Annotated in this window: 20 protein-coding genes; 13 read left to right on the forward strand and 7 right to left on the reverse strand. The window is 38.6% G+C overall.

What is annotated here, in order from left to right:
• Window positions 1–190: 190 nt before the first annotated feature.
• Together V7122_RS22505 and mntR are read left to right on the forward strand one after the other, a co-directional pair.
• Window positions 191–2,344 carry a DNA topoisomerase III gene (locus tag V7122_RS22505; protein WP_335529296.1) on the forward strand — a complete coding sequence of 718 codons (2,154 nt, stop codon included), beginning with the start codon at window positions 191–193 and terminating at the stop codon, window positions 2,342–2,344.
• A gap of 196 nt (window positions 2,345–2,540) precedes the next feature.
• Window positions 2,541–3,023, forward strand: coding sequence for a transcriptional regulator MntR (gene mntR / locus V7122_RS22510; RefSeq protein ID WP_335348404.1), 483 nt, complete (start codon window positions 2,541–2,543; stop codon window positions 3,021–3,023).
• Window positions 3,024–3,073: 50 nt separating this feature from the next.
• Here mntR and V7122_RS22515 read toward each other — a convergent pair whose 3' ends face one another.
• On the reverse strand, window positions 3,074–3,295 hold the full coding sequence (locus tag V7122_RS22515; RefSeq protein ID WP_335529300.1) for a DUF3892 domain-containing protein: 222 nt from the start codon (window positions 3,293–3,295) through the stop codon (window positions 3,074–3,076).
• Between the two features lie 142 nt (window positions 3,296–3,437).
• On the opposite strand from V7122_RS22515, the gene V7122_RS22520 reads away from it, so the two are divergent.
• Together V7122_RS22520 and V7122_RS22525 are read left to right on the forward strand one after the other, a co-directional pair.
• On the forward strand, window positions 3,438–4,127 hold the full coding sequence (locus V7122_RS22520) for a class I SAM-dependent methyltransferase (protein ID WP_335529302.1): 690 nt from the start codon (window positions 3,438–3,440) through the stop codon (window positions 4,125–4,127).
• 11 nt (window positions 4,128–4,138) lie between these two features.
• Window positions 4,139–4,831 carry an AIM24 family protein gene (locus V7122_RS22525; RefSeq protein WP_335529305.1) on the forward strand — a complete coding sequence of 231 codons (693 nt, stop codon included), beginning with the start codon at window positions 4,139–4,141 and terminating at the stop codon, window positions 4,829–4,831.
• A 42-nt stretch (window positions 4,832–4,873) separates the two neighbouring features.
• Here the strand turns inward: V7122_RS22525 and metA are convergent, their stop codons facing one another.
• Window positions 4,874–5,782 (reverse strand): homoserine O-acetyltransferase MetA, encoded by a 909-nt coding sequence (gene metA / locus V7122_RS22530; RefSeq protein ID WP_335529308.1) that lies wholly within the window; start codon window positions 5,780–5,782, stop codon window positions 4,874–4,876.
• Window positions 5,783–5,969: 187 nt separating this feature from the next.
• Between metA and V7122_RS22535 the strand changes: the two genes are divergently transcribed.
• The 4 genes from V7122_RS22535 to V7122_RS22550 all read left to right on the forward strand — a co-directional run bounded on the left by V7122_RS22535 (window position 5,970) and on the right by V7122_RS22550 (window position 10,322).
• A complete protein-coding gene (locus V7122_RS22535; protein ID WP_335529310.1) occupies window positions 5,970–7,658 on the forward strand; it encodes a formate--tetrahydrofolate ligase in 1,689 nt (562 codons plus the stop codon).
• Between the two features lie 11 nt (window positions 7,659–7,669).
• A complete protein-coding gene (locus V7122_RS22540) occupies window positions 7,670–8,197 on the forward strand; it encodes a hypothetical protein (protein ID WP_335488785.1) in 528 nt (175 codons plus the stop codon).
• Window positions 8,198–8,504: 307 nt separating this feature from the next.
• Complete coding sequence (locus tag V7122_RS22545) at window positions 8,505–9,383, forward strand: amidohydrolase family protein (protein ID WP_335529312.1); 879 nt, start codon at window positions 8,505–8,507, stop codon at window positions 9,381–9,383.
• Between the two features lie 93 nt (window positions 9,384–9,476).
• A complete protein-coding gene (locus V7122_RS22550) occupies window positions 9,477–10,322 on the forward strand; it encodes a DegV family protein (protein ID WP_335529316.1) in 846 nt (281 codons plus the stop codon).
• A gap of 70 nt (window positions 10,323–10,392) precedes the next feature.
• Here the strand turns inward: V7122_RS22550 and V7122_RS22555 are convergent, their stop codons facing one another.
• The 4 genes from V7122_RS22555 to cysK all read right to left on the reverse strand — a co-directional run bounded on the left by V7122_RS22555 (window position 10,393) and on the right by cysK (window position 13,966).
• Complete coding sequence (locus tag V7122_RS22555; protein WP_335529319.1) at window positions 10,393–11,436, reverse strand: aliphatic sulfonate ABC transporter substrate-binding protein; 1,044 nt, start codon at window positions 11,434–11,436, stop codon at window positions 10,393–10,395.
• Window positions 11,421–12,173 (reverse strand): ABC transporter permease, encoded by a 753-nt coding sequence (locus tag V7122_RS22560; RefSeq protein WP_335345419.1) that lies wholly within the window; start codon window positions 12,171–12,173, stop codon window positions 11,421–11,423. Before V7122_RS22560 ends, V7122_RS22555 begins: the two co-directional genes overlap by 16 nt.
• Window positions 12,106–12,948 (reverse strand): ABC transporter ATP-binding protein, encoded by an 843-nt coding sequence (locus V7122_RS22565; RefSeq protein ID WP_335354497.1) that lies wholly within the window; start codon window positions 12,946–12,948, stop codon window positions 12,106–12,108. The genes V7122_RS22560 and V7122_RS22565 overlap by 68 nt, the downstream gene beginning before the upstream one ends.
• 88 nt (window positions 12,949–13,036) lie before the next feature.
• Entirely contained in the window at window positions 13,037–13,966 is a 930-nt protein-coding gene (cysK, locus tag V7122_RS22570; protein WP_335345421.1) for a cysteine synthase A, read from the reverse strand.
• Between the two features lie 205 nt (window positions 13,967–14,171).
• Between cysK and V7122_RS22575 the strand changes: the two genes are divergently transcribed.
• From V7122_RS22575 to V7122_RS22595, 5 genes are all read left to right on the forward strand, one after another.
• On the forward strand, window positions 14,172–14,816 hold the full coding sequence (locus tag V7122_RS22575) for an HD domain-containing protein (protein WP_335345422.1): 645 nt from the start codon (window positions 14,172–14,174) through the stop codon (window positions 14,814–14,816).
• Window positions 14,813–16,690 carry an ABC-F family ATP-binding cassette domain-containing protein gene (locus V7122_RS22580; protein ID WP_335529322.1) on the forward strand — a complete coding sequence of 626 codons (1,878 nt, stop codon included), beginning with the start codon at window positions 14,813–14,815 and terminating at the stop codon, window positions 16,688–16,690. Before V7122_RS22575 ends, V7122_RS22580 begins: the two co-directional genes overlap by 4 nt.
• 119 nt (window positions 16,691–16,809) lie before the next feature.
• Entirely contained in the window at window positions 16,810–17,937 is a 1,128-nt protein-coding gene (locus V7122_RS22585; RefSeq protein ID WP_335529323.1) for a conserved virulence factor C family protein, read from the forward strand.
• Window positions 17,938–18,031: 94 nt separating this feature from the next.
• A complete protein-coding gene (locus tag V7122_RS22590) occupies window positions 18,032–18,466 on the forward strand; it encodes a BrxA/BrxB family bacilliredoxin (protein ID WP_335346302.1) in 435 nt (144 codons plus the stop codon).
• 60 nt (window positions 18,467–18,526) lie between these two features.
• On the forward strand, window positions 18,527–19,303 hold the full coding sequence (locus tag V7122_RS22595) for a class I SAM-dependent methyltransferase (protein WP_335529326.1): 777 nt from the start codon (window positions 18,527–18,529) through the stop codon (window positions 19,301–19,303).
• On the opposite strand, the gene V7122_RS22600 is transcribed toward V7122_RS22595, so the two are convergent.
• The coding region (locus V7122_RS22600) for a hypothetical protein (RefSeq protein ID WP_335529329.1) at window positions 19,276–19,525 on the reverse strand (250 nt) is incomplete at its 5' end. The two genes, V7122_RS22595 and V7122_RS22600, sit on opposite strands and share 28 nt — an antisense overlap.

Below are 19,525 nucleotides of genomic sequence, written 5' to 3' on the forward strand. Positions count from 1 at the left end.
TACAAATATTTAAATACAGCCCCAAAATTGTTAAGCGAACAATTTTGGGGCTGATTTATTTCGGAAGATCAAAGCAAATGAAAGATTTAATTAGAAAACTGTTTTATTTAAGTCTAGTTATTTGCTCACTGATTCAGTAGTATTAATATAGTTGTCTAAAATTATCATCAAAATTGGAAGTGAGCAATAGATGAAACTTATTATTGCGGAAAAGCCTGACCAGGGAGTGACGCTGGCTTCCGTTTTTAAAATGAAGAAGCATCAAGGGTTTGTAGAAATTTTTCCAAATGATGTTTTTCCCCAAGGAGCCTATGTGACATGGGCAGTAGGCCATCTATGCCAGCTGGCAGCACCAGAAAAATATGATTCTGCGTGGAAGAAATGGTCACTGCATTCATTGCCGATTATTCCATCACAATTTGAATATGAAGTGACGAAAGATAAAGCAAAACAGTTTTACATAATAAAAAATCTTCTTTCCGACCCTAAGCTGACAGAAGTTATCCATGCGGGGGATGCAGGCCGTGAAGGAGAATTAATTATTAGAAATATTCTCCGTATTACTAAATCGAGGCTTCCGATGAAAAGGCTTTGGATATCTTCGTTAACCCCAAAAGCCATTAAAGATGGTTTCCAATCATTACTGGAAGAATCAGAAACACGTAACCTTTATTATGAGGCATATACGAGAGCATGTGCAGACTGGGTCGTAGGGATGAACGCTTCTCGCCTATATAGCCTTCTTCTCCAGCAGCAAGGGTTTTCTGATGTTTTTTCAGTAGGAAGGGTGCAAACACCAACCCTTGCCTTAATTGTAAAAAGAGAAAACGAGATTCAGAGCTTTGTATCAGAACCTTTTTGGGAAGTCCAAGCCCAATTTAAAATAAATGGAAAAAAGTATACGGGAAAATGGGAGAATGACGGAGAGACGCGAATAAAGACAAAGGAACTTGCCGAAAAAATTGCTGCTTTTTGCCAAAATAAAGAAGCGGAGGTAGCAGAAGTTCAGGCAGAAAAAAAGGAATTTCTTCCTCCTCTATTATTTAATTTATCAGCACTTCAGGCAGAAGCAAATCGCCGCTTCAAGCTACCTCCCAAAAAAACCTTAGATGTATTACAAAAGCTTTATCAAAAAGGGATCGTTTCCTATCCTCGTTCTGATTCGAGACATGTGACAAAAGGGGAAGCAGAGCTATTTCCGGAAATCCTGAAAAAGATCGGACGAATCAGTGATTATCAACCCTTTTTCCCTTTGCCGACAAATTCACTAGTTCATAATAAAAGATATGTGAATGACAAAAAAGTAACAGACCACTATGCCATCATTCCTACTGAGCAAGTACCAAGCCTGGAAAAGCTCTCTCCTGATGAAAAAAAGCTGTATGATCTCATCGTGCGAAGTCTTATTGCCGCACATTATGAAAAGGCTGTCACCGAATATACGACCGTGAAAACACTCGTTGAAGGGAGAGCTAAATTTCTATCAAAGGGGAAGGTTCAGCTTGAAGAGGGGTGGAGGAAGGTCATTCCGCAGGTGGAAAAAGACAATGAACCAGAATTGCCTCCATTACAAACAGGAGAAAAAGGCAATGTGATAAAGGCAGAGGTAAAAGAAAGTAAAACCCAGCCTCCTAAAAGATACACAGAAGGTCAGCTTATTACACTCATGAAGACAGCTGGCAAGCATATAGAAGACAAAGAACTGGAAAAAGTGCTTATGAAAACCGAAGGTCTTGGAACAGAAGCAACAAGAGCAGGCATTATTACAATGTTGAAAGACCGTAATTATATTGATATAAATAAAAATCTAGTGTATGCAACACCGAAGGCAAAAATATTAATTGGGGCAATCGGATCTGAGATTCTTGCGTCCCCAGAGATGACTGCCAAATGGGAGCAGCGCCTTAAAGACATTTCAAATGGTGAGGCCTCCCCAAAGCAATTTATGGAGCTGACAAATAAAATGGTGTCGCACATTATTGAAGCATCTGTAAAAAATGCCGGGGAATGGGCATTTAATGAAGAAGATAAAGAAGGCTTTACACCAGGTAAATCGAAGCAAAAGAAAGCAACTGCCATTGGGAAATGCAAATTTTGTGAAGGCAAGGTCATTGATAAAGGAAAGTTTTATGGCTGCACGAATTTTAATAAAACGAAATGTAATTTTACTATCTCTAAAAAAATTATGGGTAAATCCATCACACAAAAGTTACTTAAGCAGCTGCTCCAGGAAGGTGCGACAGAATTAATGGATGGTTTCAAAAGCAAGGAAAAAACTTTTTCGGCAAAACTTATGTGGGATGATAAAGAAAAGAGAGTAAAGTTTATGTTTCAGAACCAATAGAGTAAATATTAGCCATTGAATTCCTTGTTTCACTATGATGAATGTAGTAAACTTTTTAAAGGCCTTAAGATAATTATATGATATTAACTTTGTCACCTGCTTGTAAAAATAGGCACTTTGCAAAGTCAATTTCATATAATGAAGTATACGAAAATAGGACAAAGATATTTGGCCAGTTCATATGGGAGGGTATTCGATGCCAACACCTAGTATGGAAGACTATATCGAACAGATTTACATGTTAATTGCCGAGAAAACATATGCCCGTGTTTCAGATATAGCAGAAGCTCTTGCAGTACATCCCTCCTCTGTAACAAAAATGGTTCAGAAGCTTGATAAAGATGGGTATCTAGTTTATGAAAAATACAGAGGTTTAAGTCTGACTTCAAAAGGTAATAAGATTGGAAAAAGGCTTGTATTTCGGCATGATTTGCTGGAGCAGATGCTCCGTTTAATCGGGGTTAAAGAAGAAAATATTTACGGCGATGTTGAAGGGATTGAACATCATTTAAGCTGGGATGCAATCGACAGAATCGGAGATCTCGTTCAGTATTTTGAAGAGGATGCCGAGCGGGTTGAAGCACTAAGAGAGATTCAAAGACAAAACGAAGAGGAAGATCAAGAGGAAGCGCAAGAACACGTAAAAGAACAGGAACTAGAACAAGAGGAAGCCCAATAACAAAAGCTAGCGCCAGAACAATGATAAGGACCTGCCTATGAGCAGGTCCTTTAATACATATCAGGCCAATCATTAAAAGATAAGGCTGTTTCAGGCACTAATATGGAAGAATTTCCATCCTGTCCATTTTGTATATTCACTCCAGATATCTGTCCATTTTCTGCCTCTTGTAAAGCTTTTTGATAGGAAATGATTCGTCCGCTTGTTGTTTTAAAACTGATAATATCTCCAAAATAGTTTCTGTGTACAGCCACTAGCTGTTCTTCAAACATCGTTTCTCCTCCTTTAATTAGTCTTATTTTTCACAGTTATTGTATTTTTAAACAAAGGATTCGCTTTCTTTATAGAGAAATTATAAGGGAGATACTTATATTTTATTTGTTTAATTTTTATTAAGTGAAAGCGAGGGGAAATATGCAAAAGTTTGAATGGAGTAAAGAGGCTGAGAAACAATGGGATGAAAAATCTACAAGCTGGAATTCAATAAGCCAAGAAATGTGGGAAAGTGGAAGCAGAAAAGAGATTCCGTCATTTTTTGCAGAATTTGTTCCTTCCGGCGGTTCTGTAGGTGATCTTGGCTGTGGGGACGGTTTTGGGTCATTAGAGTTATCCGAAGCTGGATATATGGTTACAGGAATTGATGTTTCTGAGGAAATGATTGAGAAGGCAAAGGAAATTAATCAGCATAATCGTTCACAATTTATGAAAGGTGATATTTCTGCCATTCCCTTTCTTGATAATAGCTTTGATGCTGTAATGGCGATTAATTCTTTAGAGTGGACTGAGGACCCTCTTAAGGTCTTAATGGAAGCACAAAGAGCTGTGAAGCCAGGCGGATTCGCCTGCATTGGTATTCTTGGCCCAACAGCTGCGCCACGAGTAAATAGCTACCAGCGGCTATATCAAGAAAAGGTAATATGTAATACGATGATGCCTTGGGAATTTGGGAAACTCTCAGAAGAAAATAATTGGCATAAAGTCGGCGAGCTTGGCGTGTATAAGCGCGGAGCAGAGCAGCTTCCTAAAGGGTCATTATCGATAGAATTAAAGCAGTCCCTTTCATTTATGTGGGTTTTTATGCTGAAAAATGGTAAGAAAGATTAGGGGGAAGACAATTGAGCCGTTATTCTATTAATGATTTTGTACAGTCAACTCAGCAGCAGGATAAAGGGGAAGGGTTATTTGAACTAGAAACACCAAGAATATTAGAAATTAATTTAAATAACCAAATATGGGCAAAAACTGGAGCTATGATATCTTACCGCGGCAATATTAAATTTGAGCGGGAGGGAATTCTTGAACATGGGATTGGAAAAATGTTTAAAAAGGCATTAACTGGTGAAGGCACTTCCTTAATGAAAGCGACAGGGAACGGAAAATTATATTTAGCCGATCAAGGGAAAAAAATCTCTATCCTTCATTTACAGGGAGATTCTATTTTCGTGAACGGAAATGATTTACTTGCATTTGAGCCATCGGTCAAATGGGATATTAAGTTAATGAGGCGAGTGGCCGGGATGCTTTCAGGCGGGCTTTTCAATGTTCGTCTAGAAGGGACTGGGATGGTTGCCATCACCTCGCATTATGAGCCTTTAACCTTGCTCGTTACTCCTGATAATCCTGTTTTTACAGATCCGAATGCAACCGTTGCCTGGTCAGGGACGTTGCAGCCTGAATTTGTGACTGATATTTCTTTCAAAACCTTCCTTGGAAGAGGAAGTGGAGAATCCATTCAAATGAAATTTTCAGGCAATGGGTTTGTTGTCGTCCAGCCGTTTGAGGAAGTTTACTATTCACAGCAATCATAGAAAAGCGGAGGCACCCCTAGGGGGCGCTCCCGCTTTTCTACTTTAATCCCACTCATATGGAGTTTCTTGGTATACATAATAATTTAGCCAATTTGAAAATAATAAATGGGCATGGGAGCGCCATCTATTTAACGGCTGTTTGGATGGGTCATCATTTGGAAAATAATGATCAGGAACATGAATATCCAATCCTTTTTGTACATCTCTGCGGTACTCTTCAGCTAATGTATCCGCTTCGTACTCTAAATGTCCTGTTATCATTATTTGTTTTCCATTATTCGCACTCAAAATAAATGGCCCAGCTTCTTCAGATGTCGAAAGTAGCTTTAATGTCGGATGATTTTCAAGTTCTTCTATAAATATATCAGTATATCTTGAATGAGGAGCTAGAAAGGCATCATCAAACCCTCTGAGTAACTTCTCTGAACGATCATGGACTTGATGTGAGTAAACACCAGAACATTTGCCTGAAAGCTCATATTTCTGTATACCGAAATGATGGAATAATGCAGCTTGGGCACCCCAGCAAATATGTAAGGTGGAGGTTACATGGCTCTTCGTCCAATCCATAATTTCAGATAACTCTTCCCAATAATCCACTTTTTCAAATGGAAGCAATTCAATTGGAGCACCTGTAATGATCATGCCATCGAACTTGCGGTGCTTTATGTCAGAAAAGGTAGTATAAAACTGCTCGAGATGCAATGGGCTTGTGTTCTTAGATTCATGTGTAGCTGTCCTCAGAAAAGAAATATTCACTTGTAATGGTGTATTTCCTAAAAGCCTTAATAGCTGCGTTTCTGTTTTTTCCTTCTCAGGCATTAAATTTAAAATGAGTATATTTAAAGGTCGAATATCCTGCATGAGAGCACGATCATCATCCATAACGAATATATTTTCTTCTTCTAAAATTTCTCTTGCCGGCAAAAGCTTTGGAATCTTAATAGGCAAATCATCATCCCCCTGTTAGAAAATTCAATTAAAATCTATTATAATAATGAAAAACATCTGTAGCAATGATAAAAAAGTTTTATAATAAAAAACTTTCTCAACATACTCTACTTAAAATAAAATAAATGGTACAATGATAAGGTAGTAAACGATTACATAATTGTGATGATGCATAGGGGGATAAAAAATGAATGTAAAACCAATTGTAAAGTCAGACATTGAAATCGCTCAACAATCACCAATGAATCCAATAACAGAAATCGCAAAAAAAATCGGTCTTCAAGAAGATGATTTAGAACTTTTCGGAAAATATAAAGCTAAATTATCAACAGAAGCATTACAAAAAATCGATACAAACCAAGATGGAAAAATTATTCTTGTTACTTCAATAAATCCAACTCCTGCTGGGGAGGGGAAATCAACTGTTACCGTTGGCCTAGGGGATGCTTTTACTAAAATTGGCAAAAAAGCAATCATTGCGATGCGTGAGCCATCACTTGGTCCTACAATGGGTGTAAAAGGCGGTGCGACAGGAGGAGGCTACTCCCAAGTTCTGCCGATGGAAGACATTAACCTGCATTTCACTGGGGATCTTCATGCCATTACGACTGCTAATAATGCACTTGCAGCATTCATTGATAATCACCTTCAGCAGGGCAATCAGCTTGGCATTGACCCGCGAAGAATTGTTTGGAAACGAACTCTTGATATGAATGACCGTGCTCTAAGAAAAGTGGTAATCGGATTAGGCGGGCCTGTTCAAGGTGTTCCTCGTGAAGATGGCTTTGATATCACTGTTGCATCAGAAATCATGGCTGTACTATGCCTATCTACTGATTTGAAAAATCTGAAGGAAAGACTTGGCCGGATGGTTTTTGCATACAACTATGATAAACAGCCGATAACTGTTGCAGATCTTGGAGTTCAAGGTGCGTTAACAATGCTTCTAAAAGAGGCGGTTAAACCAAACCTAGTACAAACAATTGAGCATACTCCTGCCTTTATTCATGGTGGACCATTTGCTAATATTGCCCATGGATGTAATAGTGTACTCGCAACAAAAGCTGCCACAAAACTTGCTGATTATGTCGTTACGGAGGGTGGATTTGGCGCTGATCTTGGTGCTGAGAAATTCCTGCACATTAAATCTAGAAGTGCTGGCATCAAGCCGGAAGCGGTAGTCATCGTAGCAACGATTAGAGCATTAAAAATGCATGGCGGCCTTCCAAAAACAGATCTTGGAAGAGAAGATGTACAAGCTCTTACAAAAGGCTTCGCCAATTTAAAGAAACATATCGAAACAATCGAAAGCTTTGGCCTGCCATTTGTTGTCGCAGTTAATAGATTTATTACAGATACTGAGGATGAAGTTAAGACATTAATGGATCTTTGCAGTCAGGCTAATATCCCTGTGTCATTAACAGAAGTTTGGGAAAAAGGCGGAGAAGGCGGCGTAGACCTTGCAAACAAGGTTCTTGAAGTTATTGAAAAGCAAGAAAACAACTTCGAGCCATTATATGATCTTTCAGATACACTAGAAAATAAAATTCTTACAATTGCACAAAAGGTTTACGGTGCTGAAAAAGTTGAATTTTCATCAAAAGCGAAGAAGCAGCTTAAAGATTTCGAAGGCTTTGGATGGGGCAGCCTGCCAATCTGTATGGCCAAAACTCAGTATTCTCTTTCAGATGATCCAACTAAGCTTGGCCGCCCAACTGGCTTCTCCATTACGATTAGAGAATTAAAGCCATCTGTTGGTGCTGGATTCATTGTCGCACTTACAGGAGATGTAATGACTATGCCAGGATTGCCTAAATTGCCAGCGGCGCTCAAAATGGACGTAGATGAGAATGGCAATGCAATTGGATTATTTTAATAGATATTTAGATGTTTGATCCGACAGCTTTTGAAAATATGAAGGTAGTGATTGAGGGAGCGCTTTATGATCGTGATTTAGCGGGGGACATTATCATTATCGATCGAAATGACTTCATAAATACTGCAAAGCTATCCCGGCGGTATGAAGTAACTTTCTCTAACCAACATGATGCTGAACATCTTCATTGTTCCATCATCATGGAAGCTGGGTTGGAAAACTTGGCTGCTGAGCTTTTGCCAGCAGTCCAATCAGATCGATTGTCCGGCTGTCACCTTTTTGTAAAATTCTTAACGATGCATCCGAATGAGCTTAAGATTTTTCAACAGATTGAAAAAGGGCTTAAAGAAATTTGGGGACAGGACAGAACAATAAAGCAGTCTATCATTTGTGATCCGTTCGTAAATGAAGATTGGATCAAGAATGAAACGATCATTAGCTTTAACAGGCTAGTCTCTGAGGATCAAATGGATGATTTAGTGATAATGACGGATTATATGATCGATAGTCTAGATCGATTGCGGACTATAATAAAATGATCTTTTTTATGCTCTGCCTATTCTCAGGCAGAGTTCTTTTTTTGTAAAAAATTCAATATTATCTTTACATTATTAAATTGTGCTAATACGATTATTAAGATTGGGGATTTCGTTTGGACTAGTAGATAGTACCTAGAATAAATTTTCAGGAAAGGTATATGAATAAAGAGGCTTTTCAAGTAAACTATGTGCAGAAGGCAAAATATATAAAGAGATGTAGCTTAATTTTCTTTGCTAAAAGAAATCTATCAAACTCTATTTTGAGTTAGCTTCATCAAATTGAATTTCAGCTATAGAGGGAGTTAATATGAAAATTATTGATGCACATATTCATTTTTCAGATATTTTATCCTTTCATCAAACAGCAAGAGAGCAATCTTTTGTTGATTATTCATATAATGGCTATGTAGAAGAATTTAATAAAGCTAATGTCGTCCTTAGTATTGCGATGGGGGTAACTGAAACACCTGAAATGGGTTTTCCTGATTATCACGCGCAAACGCCAATGGGACTTGATCTAGCAAGGTCTCTTCCGGATCAAATTGTCTATTGTCCAGGAATTAACCCATATGATCTGAATGAAGAGGCTTTACTAAGACTTGAGTTAGAGATTCAGAAGCCAAATGTTGTTGGGATGAAAATTTATTTAGGCTACTATCCTTTTTATGCGTATGATGAAGTGTATGAGCCTGTTTACCGTCTGGCAGAAAAATATCGACTGCCAATTGTATTTCATACTGGCGACACTTATTCGGAAAGAGGGCTGTTAAAATATGCCCATCCTTTAACAATTGATGAAGTTGCTATAAAGCATCGCAATGTGACGTTTATGATGGCTCATTTTGGTGATCCATGGACATTAACAGGAGCTGAGATCATTTATAAAAATCCAAATGTCTATGCCGATTTATCGGGTCTGCTTGTTGGAACAGAAAAGGAACTTATAAGCAAAAGTGAAGGCAGGTTTTTAGATCATTTAAGACATGCGCTTGTTTTTTCCGATTCCTATCATAAATTGCTGTTTGGGACAGATTGGCCGCTAGTTCCCGTTGGACCATATATAGAATTTATAAAAAAACTGATTCCAGAAGAGCATCATGAGGACGTGTTTTATAATACAGCAATAAAGGTTTTCCCAAAGATTAAACCATTTTTGTTGCAATCAAGTTTGGCTCAGAAAGTCTGATTTTGACTGAAACTATCATTTTCGTGAAAGGGGCTGGTGATTTAGCCAACCTCTTTCACTGTTTTACATAAATTTCAATAAGGGGGAAAAATGTTGACTAAAATAGCATGGGTTACTGACAGTACTGCATATTTAGAAGAGCAGCTGCTTAATCATCCAGATGTTTATACGATACCGGTTACAATTTTATTAGACGAGGAAGAATTTTTGGAGGTAGATTTAACACCTGCACATTTATATGAACGTTTAAAAACATTAAAAAATCCGCCAAAAACATCACAGCCTTCAATTGGCGCATTTAAAGATTTGTATGAAAAGCTTGGCGAAAAGTATGATGTGATTTTCTCTGTTCATATTTCCAGCAAATTGAGCGGAACCGCCTCTTCAAGTGAACAGGCTGCACAGCTTGTTGATTCAAACGTCATAACAATTGATTCGAAGATCCTTACTTATCCATTAACCCGCATTGTGAAAAAGGGGATTGAATTATCCGAGTTGGGAATGGAGCCAGCAGAAATCAAATCAAGCTTGGAGAAGTTACGTGAAACGAATGAGACTTATGTACGAATCGGCAGTCTTGAACAGCTTCATCGAAGCGGCAGAATGTCTGGAGTGCAATTTTTTCTCGGAAGTATGCTGAATATTATTCCAATCATTGCTATCATTGATGGGGCACTAAGCACAAATGAAAAGGTAAGAAGTGAAAGAAAAGCGAAGGATAAAATGATTCAGCTTTTAAGAAAATCACATCAGCAAAAACCAATAAAAGAAGCTTACATCTTGTATGGATTACATGAATCAGAAGCGTTAAAGTGGAAGGATGAGCTTATTGTGGAGTTCCCTGAAATTGCGTTTCAGCCATATCCGCTTGGAGCAGCCATTGGTGTACATGCGGGGGAGAATACGCTTGGTATTAGCTGGTTTAATGGATTAGAATAAAAATTTATTATAAAAAAAGCTGTCCAAGAGAAGATGTAAATTTCTTTTAAGGACAGCTTTTTTATTTCTATTAATTTCCTAAATCTTGAAGATGTTTTAGATTAATCAGCCCATCAATATTGTTACTCGGAATATAGCCAGCTTCTTTACTTATATCGGCCATTTCTTGAATTACCTGTTCGTTCACATTTGTCGTTACTTGCAGTCTATTAAAAGCGGCAGTTGTCTCTTCCTTATTAATTTCTTTTCCTGTTAAATCTTTAATATGCTTGATAACCAGTTCTTTAGCTTTTTCTGGGTTCTCTTGAATAAAGGCAACCGCTTTTTTATGCGCAGTTAAATATGCTTGTACAAGCTCTTTATTTTCTAAGAATTCGTCAGTTGCTGCGACTACTGTATTTGTTGATTCTTTGCCCCAAGCAAACTGGTCCCAGTCAAGCAAAAGCTTTCCATTTGCCTGCGTTTCTAGAAAATAACCCCACGGTTCTTGAGTGGCAGCCGCATCTACAGAATTTTGGACGAAAAGTGTAGCTGTATCTGCTGGAGCAGCTGCAAATAGTTCAACAGTTCCGCCGTTCGTTGTTGTATTTAAGTTCACATCCTGCAAGGCTTTCCTTAACATAACATCCTGAGTGCTTCCGATAACAGGAATGGCGACTCTTTTTCCATCAAGGTCTGAAAGCTTTTCGATTTGGCTTCCTTCATTGGCGACTAGTACTGCTCCGCCATTTACTGCCCCGGATATTATATGGAATTTAGGGTTTTTTACATAGAAATTCAGCAGAGGACCAGGACCGACCGTTCCCACATCGATTGCTTTCGTTGTCATGGCTTCCATAAATAAACCGCCATTACTAACTGTTTTCGTTTCAATTTTGATACTCTCTCCAAATTCATCTTTAAAATAATTATTTTCAAGCGCAACGATTGTAGCGATATGGGTCAAGTTGGGGAAATACCCGATTTTGACCGTTTGTTCCTCGGCTTGACTACTAGCTTCTTTACCATTTTGTGTGCAAGCACTTAGAAGACCGATTAATAAAAAAGCACTGACAGCGATTAATAACTTTTTCAACGCATTCCAACTCCCTTTAATAGTTAATTCATTCCCCATTTTGTTTGAACAGATCGTTCCAGTCGGACAAATACAATGTTATCCATGATTGTTCCTATGATGGCAATCACGATCATTACGGATATAACAAGGTCCATTTGTCCGAGGGACCTTCCTGTTTCTAAAAGTTTTCCAAGTCCACCGCCTGCTCCAAGCAATTCACCAGCCATTAATGCTCTCCACGAAAAAGCCCATGCAATTCGGAGACCTGATAGTAATTGCGGCACAGAAGCAGGCATAATGACTGTCCGAATAAAATGAAAGCCAGTGGAACCAAATGTCCTTGCCACGCGCTGATACAGCTTTGGCACATTTTTAAATCCGCTCGTGGCACTGATTGTCATTGTCCACGTAGCACCAATCGTGACGATAAAAAGAATGGCAAAATCATTCAGTCCAAACCAGATAATCGCTAGCGGAAACCACACGATGCTTGGGATTGACTGGAGTGCCGTCACTAAGAAGCCAAGTGTATCTTCAACGAATTTATACTTCCAAATTAAATAACCCATGAATGTGCCTAAAATTATGGCAATCAAGAAGCCGATTAAAATTCTGCTTAAGCTAACGCCAATGGCTACTGTTATTTGACCGTTTACAATCCCATTGAACATTGTTTCGAATATTTGCGATAGCGGCGGAAACATAAATGCGGGGAGACCTGAAAATCTAGATGTGATTTCCCAAATCGCCGCTATGATCACGATGAAGCCGATCCGCCTTAAAGCTGTAGTCATCACCCATTTCCTCCTTCAGCACTTTTTCTATTTCCTCTTCTAAAATCGATAAGATTCTTTGTTCGGAATGAAGTGTAACACTGTCTGGCATGACTCCATCTTTAGCCGACTGAACAGTAATGATTTCTTTTACTTTTCCCGGACGAGTGGCAAACACAATGACTTTTTCCGAAAGTAACACAGCTTCACGAATATTATGAGTGATAAAAAGAATCGTCACTTTTGTTTTACGCCAAATGTCAAGCAGCTCCTTGTGAAGGACCATCCTCGTTTGTTCATCAAGCGCCGAAAATGGTTCATCCATAAGTAAAATATCTGGCTCCATCACAAGTGCGCGTGCAATGGCAACTCTTTGCTTCATCCCGCCGGAAAGCTGATGGGGATAGGAATCGGTATAGCGGCTCAAATGAACCATTTTTAATATTTCAAGTGCCTTCGCTTCAGCTTGTTTTTTCGGGATTTTTTTTAGAAGTAAGCCGTAAGTTACATTTTCGAGTACGGTCAGCCATGGAAATAATCCAGCCTCTTGAAAAACAACTACTCTATCAGGTCCTGGATGAGTTACCCCTTTCCCATCCATCTTGATTTCGCCTTCATCAGCTTTTTCCAGCCCTGCAATCAAATAAAGCAATGTTGATTTACCACAGCCAGAAGGACCTACAATAGAAATAAAACTTCCTTTTTCAATGTTTAAATTGATGTTATCTAAAACTTTGATTCTATTATTCTTTTCGTTATTAAAACTTTTACTAATGCGATCGATAGTTAAGTACATGTTTTCACCTCAACTTAATCATAATTATTCATATGGAATTAATCAGATATAGGTGTAAAGAAAACAGGATGAACAGACCATCCCGTTATTAATATTCAAAAAGATCACTTGATAAATATCTTTCACCAGTATCAGGAGCGATACAAACGACAGTATCTGACGGCGTTAATCTTTCTGCCACTTTAAGGGCAGAAAATACCGACGCACCACCAGAGGGACCTAGTAAAATTCCTTCTAGGGCTGCAAGCTTCCTTACAGTTTCATATGCTTCTTCATCTTTTATCTGAAAAATTTCATCGTACACAGACGTATTTAAAATAGGAGGTACGAAGCCTGGGCTCGTGCCAACTAGCTTATGTTTACCAGGCTCTCCGCCTGACAATACTGGAGAACCTGCGGGCTCCACAACATGTACAGTTATCGAAGGGTCATATTTTTTTAATTCCTCACCTGTACCTGTAATCGTTCCACCCGTCCCCGAAGTTCCAACAAACGCAGCCAGCTTCTTCCCGTTTTCTTCCATAGCCTCAATGATTTCTATGGCTGTAGTAATTCGGTGAATATTAGGGTTTGCTTCGTTTTCAAACTGCATAGGGACAAAGCTGTTTTTCGTTCCAGCTGCAATTTCCCTAGCTTTATTTATAGCCCCGGGCATTTTTTCATCACTAGGTGTAAGCACTACTTCTGCTCCGTATGCTTTTAATATATTTATTCTTTCCGCCGTAGCTGAATCGGGCATAACAATAATTGCTCGATACCCTCTAGCAGCCGCATTCATAGCAATGCCAATCCCTGTATTACCGGAAGTCGGTTCGATAATCGTTGCACCGCTTTTTAAGAGTCCAGCATTTTCCGCTTCAACAATCATATTATAAGCAGCCCGATCTTTCACGCTGCGGCTTGGATTAAAGTACTCGAGTTTCACATAAACCTCTGCTCCATCTTTGGAAGGCAGTCTATTTAATCTAACTAATGGGGTTTCACCAATTAATTCAGCTATATTATTTACAACCTTCATCGTCTCACCTGCATTCATTTTTTGAAAATTATCATTTTTATATATATTACCAGATTAATATCGCATTAACCATACCTTTTTACTAAGGATTATACAAAACATTAAATTTTATAGTTTGGTTGTCATGCAGGCTACGTAATTTTTTTAACTATCCTCTTCCTTCATGGTAAAATGGTTCTTGATGATAAGTGAAGGTGGAGTTGTTATGGAAGCCGTATTACAAAAAACAGAAAGCTTTGTACGAGATCTTCTTGGTGAAGATTGTACAGGTCATGATTGGTTTCATATTGAACGAGTTCGCAGAAATGCTTTATATATATGTGAAAAGGAAAACAAAGGCGACCCATTTATTATTGAAATGGCTGCCTTGCTGCATGACGTTCCTGATGAGAAACTGAACTCTTCTAAAGAAGAAGGGGAGAGAAAGTTATTTAATTTTCTTGAAGCACTTGAACTTGAACAAAAAGTCCGAGATCAAATCATCGAGATTATTGGTTCCATTTCTTTTAAAGGCGGAAAAAAATCCGTATTAACAAGCATCGAGGCTAAAATTGTGCAGGATGCTGACAGATTAGATGCAATCGGTGCGATTGGAATTGCGAGAACCTTTGCTTTCGGAGGGAAGAAGGGCCAGCCCATTTATTCCCCTGATTTTCAAATAAGAGAGGCGATGACAGAAGAGGAATATCGCAAAGGAAAGTCATCCTCTATTCACCATTTTTACGAAAAGCTGTTAAAGCTGAAGGACTTGCTGAACACTGATACTGCAAAGGAAATAGCTGAAAAACGCCATCAATTGATGGAAAATTATCTTGAAGAATTTTTTAATGAATGGAATGGTCAATCATGAAAATGATTTCAGTCGAAAATATTACAAAAACATATGGGGAGAAGGAGCTATTTAACGATATCTCATTCACAATTTCAGAAAAAGACAGAGTTGGTTTAATCGGTGTTAATGGTACAGGGAAGTCATCCTTGTTAAAAATTGTAGCGGGATTGGATTTGTCGGATTCTGGAGAAATCATGACACCGAAGGATTATACGATCTCTTATTCGGAACAAGAGCCTGATTTGGACCCTCATATGACCGTGTTAGATCAAGTATTTGCGGGTGATGCGCCGGTTCTTATTTTGTTGCGGGAATATGAGCAGGCATTGATCCAAATGAACAAAGACCCTGAAAATCAAGTTTTTCAAGAAAAGCTATTTGAGCTGCAGAAGCGAATGGATGCGTTGAATGCTTGGGATGCAAGCACAAATGCAAAATCGATTTTAACGAAGCTCGGAATTGAAGACTTTAATAAGAAAATTGGGGAGCTTTCTGGTGGACAAAAGAAAAGGGTTGCTCTCGCACAAAGCTTAATTCAATCACCAGATTTGCTTATTCTTGATGAGCCGACAAATCATCTTGATTATGATTCCGTCAAATGGCTTGAAGAATATTTAGGCAGATATCAGGGCGCACTTTTATTAGTTACCCATGATCGTTATTTTCTTGACCGAGTGACGAACAGAATGTTTGAGCTAGAAGACGGAAAGCTATATAGCTATAAAGGGAATTATGCGGCCTTTTTAGAAGCGAAAGCGATTCGCGAAGAAAATGAGGCAGCAACAATTGATAAACAAAAAAATCTATATAGAAGAGAATTAGAATGGATAAGAAGGGGAGCAAAGGCGCGGACAACGAAGCAAAAGGCGAGAATACAGAGATTTGAAAGCTTAGATAACGAGCTCGCGTCTGTGAAGTCGTCCGAAAAGCTCGACATGTCATTAAGCGGCAGCCGGCTCGGAAAGCAGGTTTTTGAACTGAAATCTGCCTCAAAGAAATATGGAGATCAAGTCATCTTAAATGATTTTGATCTGCTCGTAAAGCCAGGAGACCGGATTGGCATCATCGGAAAAAATGGCTCTGGAAAATCAACGCTTATGAATGTTCTTGCTGGAAAAATCCCGTTAGATTCTGGTGAGATTATTATCGGCCAGACTGTCAAAATCGCTTATTATACACAGGAAAGCGAAGACATGGATGAAAATAAGCGAATGATTGAATATTTAAAGGAAACAGCAGAAGTTGTTGAAACATCGGATGGGAAGACCATTTCCGCGGCGCAAATGCTGGAAAGATTTTTATTCCCATCCTATACTCACGGAACACCAATTAGAAAACTCTCTGGAGGAGAGAAACGCCGGTTATATTTATTGAAAATATTAATGTCTGAGCCGAATGTATTACTGCTTGATGAACCAACGAATAATTTGGATACACAAACTTTAACGGTCTTAGAGGATTATCTCGAAGATTTTCCTGGTGTAGTCATAACTGTATCACATGATCGCTATTTTCTCGACAAAGTCGCTGATCAGCTTCTCGTCTTAAATGGGAAAGGGCTTATTGGTTCCTTCTACGGAAACTACACGGAATATCTAGAAAAGGAAGCTGAGAAATCCAATATCCAGGAAAAAGCGGCAGCTCCAGTACAGAAGGAAAGAGAAAAACCGAAGAAGAAAAAGCTTAGCTATAATGAGCAAAGAGAATGGGACGGAATTGAAGATGCAATCGCAGGGGTCGAAGCTCGATTAGAAGAAATTGCCGAAGAAATGGCGAACACAGGCAGCGATTTTGAAAAAGCGCAAAAACTTATGGACGAGGAAGCAGAATTAAACGAAAAACTAGAACATTTGATTGAGCGTTGGACATATCTTTCTGAGCTTGTAGACTAATAGTCTATATCGAACACGATAAGTTGGTAGTCGAAGCTTGTAAATGCTGTTTTTTCACCACTTTATGTTAAAATAAATGTAATTAACATGCTGATTATAGTGTAAAGGGTGATTTTGCCGTGAAAATATTGTCAATTGAACCAACTCCAAGTCCAAATACGATGAAGGTTATTTTGGATGAAGAGCTGCCTATGGGGAAAAGCAATAATTATAAAAAGGAAAAGCAAGAAGGTGCTCCAAAAATCATTCAACAGATCCTTATGATTGATGGAGTGAAAGGTGTATATCATGTAGCAGACTTTTTAGCGGTGGAAAGGAATGCCAAATTTGACTGGAAAGAAATTCTTCCTCAAGTTAGAGTGGCATTCGGTGAATCTGCAGAAGCGGAAAAAAATGATGGGCCGAAGACAAATGACCACTTTGGTGAAATCAAAGTATTTGTACAAAAATATAAAGAGATCCCCATGCAAGTGAAGCTGACAGATGGAACGGAAGAAAGGCGCTTTGGACTGCCGGATGTGTTTATGAATGCTATTTCGGCAGCTCAGTCAAAAGAGGATAACGTTGTATTAGTACGTAAATGGGTGGAAGTTGGAGTACGCTACGGTGAATTTGATCAAGTAGGGAAAGAGGTTGTTGAAGAGTTAATGGCAGCCTATCCGGATAGCCGTCTTAACCTGTTTGTTGAGCAAGCTAAAAATCCTGAAAAAAGCAATCAAAAGCTTGTTCGCAATCTAATAAAAATTAATCTTAATGATTTAGAGGATCCAGACTGGCGCACCCGTTACCAAAAGCTTGAGCAAATGGACGATCCCGAAATTTCTGATTTGCCAGTGTTGGAAAAAGCACTGCAGGATGAAAAAGCTTCTATTAGAAGATTAGCAACGGTTTATTTAGGGATGATAGAAGATAAACAAGTTCTGCCTCTTCTCTATAAAGCTTTGAAGGACAAAACGGTCACTGTAAGAAGAACAGCAGGCGACTGTCTTTCTGATTTAGGCTTTAAAGAAGCCATGCCAGAAATGATGCAAGCTTTAACGGATAGCAGTAAGCTTGTTCGCTGGCGTGCAGCCATGTTTCTGTACGAGGTTGGAGATGAATCGGCTCTTCCTGCACTTAAAGCAGCTGAAAATGATCCGGAATTTGAGGTTAGTATGCAAATAAAACTTGCTATCGAAAGAATCGAGCAAGGAGAAGAAGCGAAGGGTTCTGTTTGGAAGCAGATGACGGAAGCCAGAAAGAATTAACTTTATCTTTATCGATCCAGATAATATTTTTGAAATTGAGCATAGGTTATAGTATTCTAACCATATAAAATGACAAACGGGAGATGTGTGAAAAATGTCAATGGCTTATGAAGAATATATGAAACAAATGGTTAAACCAATGAGACAAGAGCTTGTACAGGCGGGTTTCAAAGAATTATTGACAGTTGAAGAGGTTGAACAATTTGTAGAAAACGCAGAAGGAACGACACTTGTCGTTGTCAACTCTGTTTGCGGCTGTGCAGCAGGCCTAGCTCGTCCAGCAGCAACTCAAGCAGTGCTAAGAACGGAGAAAAAACCTGATCATTTAGTAACTGTTTTTGCTGGCCAGGAAAAAGATGCGACTGCGAAAATGAGAGAATACTTCGAAGGATTCGAGCCATCTTCTCCATCAATGGCTTTATTAAAAGGAAAAGAAGTGGTTCATTTTATTCACCGTCATGATATTGAAGATCATTCAATGGAAACAATTATGGAAAATCTTCTTGCTTCATTTGAAGCAAATTGTTAAATACGAATTGACTAGGATGTCTTATGACGTCCTTTTCTTTTTAGATACAGGTGACGTGAGATGATTATAACAACAGCTGGCAGAACAAATGAAGACATGACTACTTACGCAATTAATATAGCAAAAGAATTAGAAAGTAATTACGTTGAGCGAAAAAAGCGTTCTGTTGCGGCTATTCAAAAGATTGAAAAAGATGATTGTATCGTTGTTGGGAAAGAGAGACTTGAGCTTTATCCTATCGGTGAAAAAGACCCTTTCTTTTTTCATCCGAATTCAGCCATGTTCAGAATAAAGAGGATCATGAAAGGAGAACATGATCCTTTTATTGAGGCAGCGTCCATATGTTCAGGGAAAACAGTTCTTGATTGCACATTAGGACTTGCATCAGATAGTATAGTGGCAAGCTTCGTGGCAGGGAAGGAAGGGAAAGTAACGGGAATAGAAGCAAATCCCTTTTTGGCTTATATGGTTAATAAGGGTCTGAAATCTTGGAATGCGGACATACCCATGATGAATGAAGCTATGAAGCAAATAAGGGTAGTAAATATGTTCTCTCTATCCTATCTCGAAAGTCTTCCAGATCATTGCTATGATATCGTTTATTTTGATCCGATGTTTGAAGAGCATATTCTAGAATCTGATGGCATAAAGGCGTTAAGCCGTTTTGCAGTCTACGAGGATATCACCCAGAAATTAATAGATGAAGCTTTAAGAGTCGCAAGGGAACGGGTCGTATTGAAGGATCATTTTCGCAGCTCTAGATTTGAAAGGTTTAAATTTGACGTAAATATAAGAAAATCCTCCAAGTTTCATTTTGGAGTATTGAAAAAAGCTTGATGTACTAAGGAAGGAAATATTTTTACATACTCCCTTCCTTTTTGTTTTGGCATTAATCTGCGATGGCTAAATAAACAAAATACCCTAGCATAATAAAAATAATGAATGTGATAACAAGTGACAAATCCACAGAAATATCCCCTTTCACTGTTATTATTTAAGTTATATGGAATTTTCAGTATACTATACCCGAAAATACTTGCAACTATACAAGCTTTATAC

It is taken from the genome of Bacillus sp. JJ1532 (assembly GCF_036965085.1).
Taxonomy (GTDB): domain Bacteria; phylum Bacillota; class Bacilli; order Bacillales; family Cytobacillaceae; genus Cytobacillus.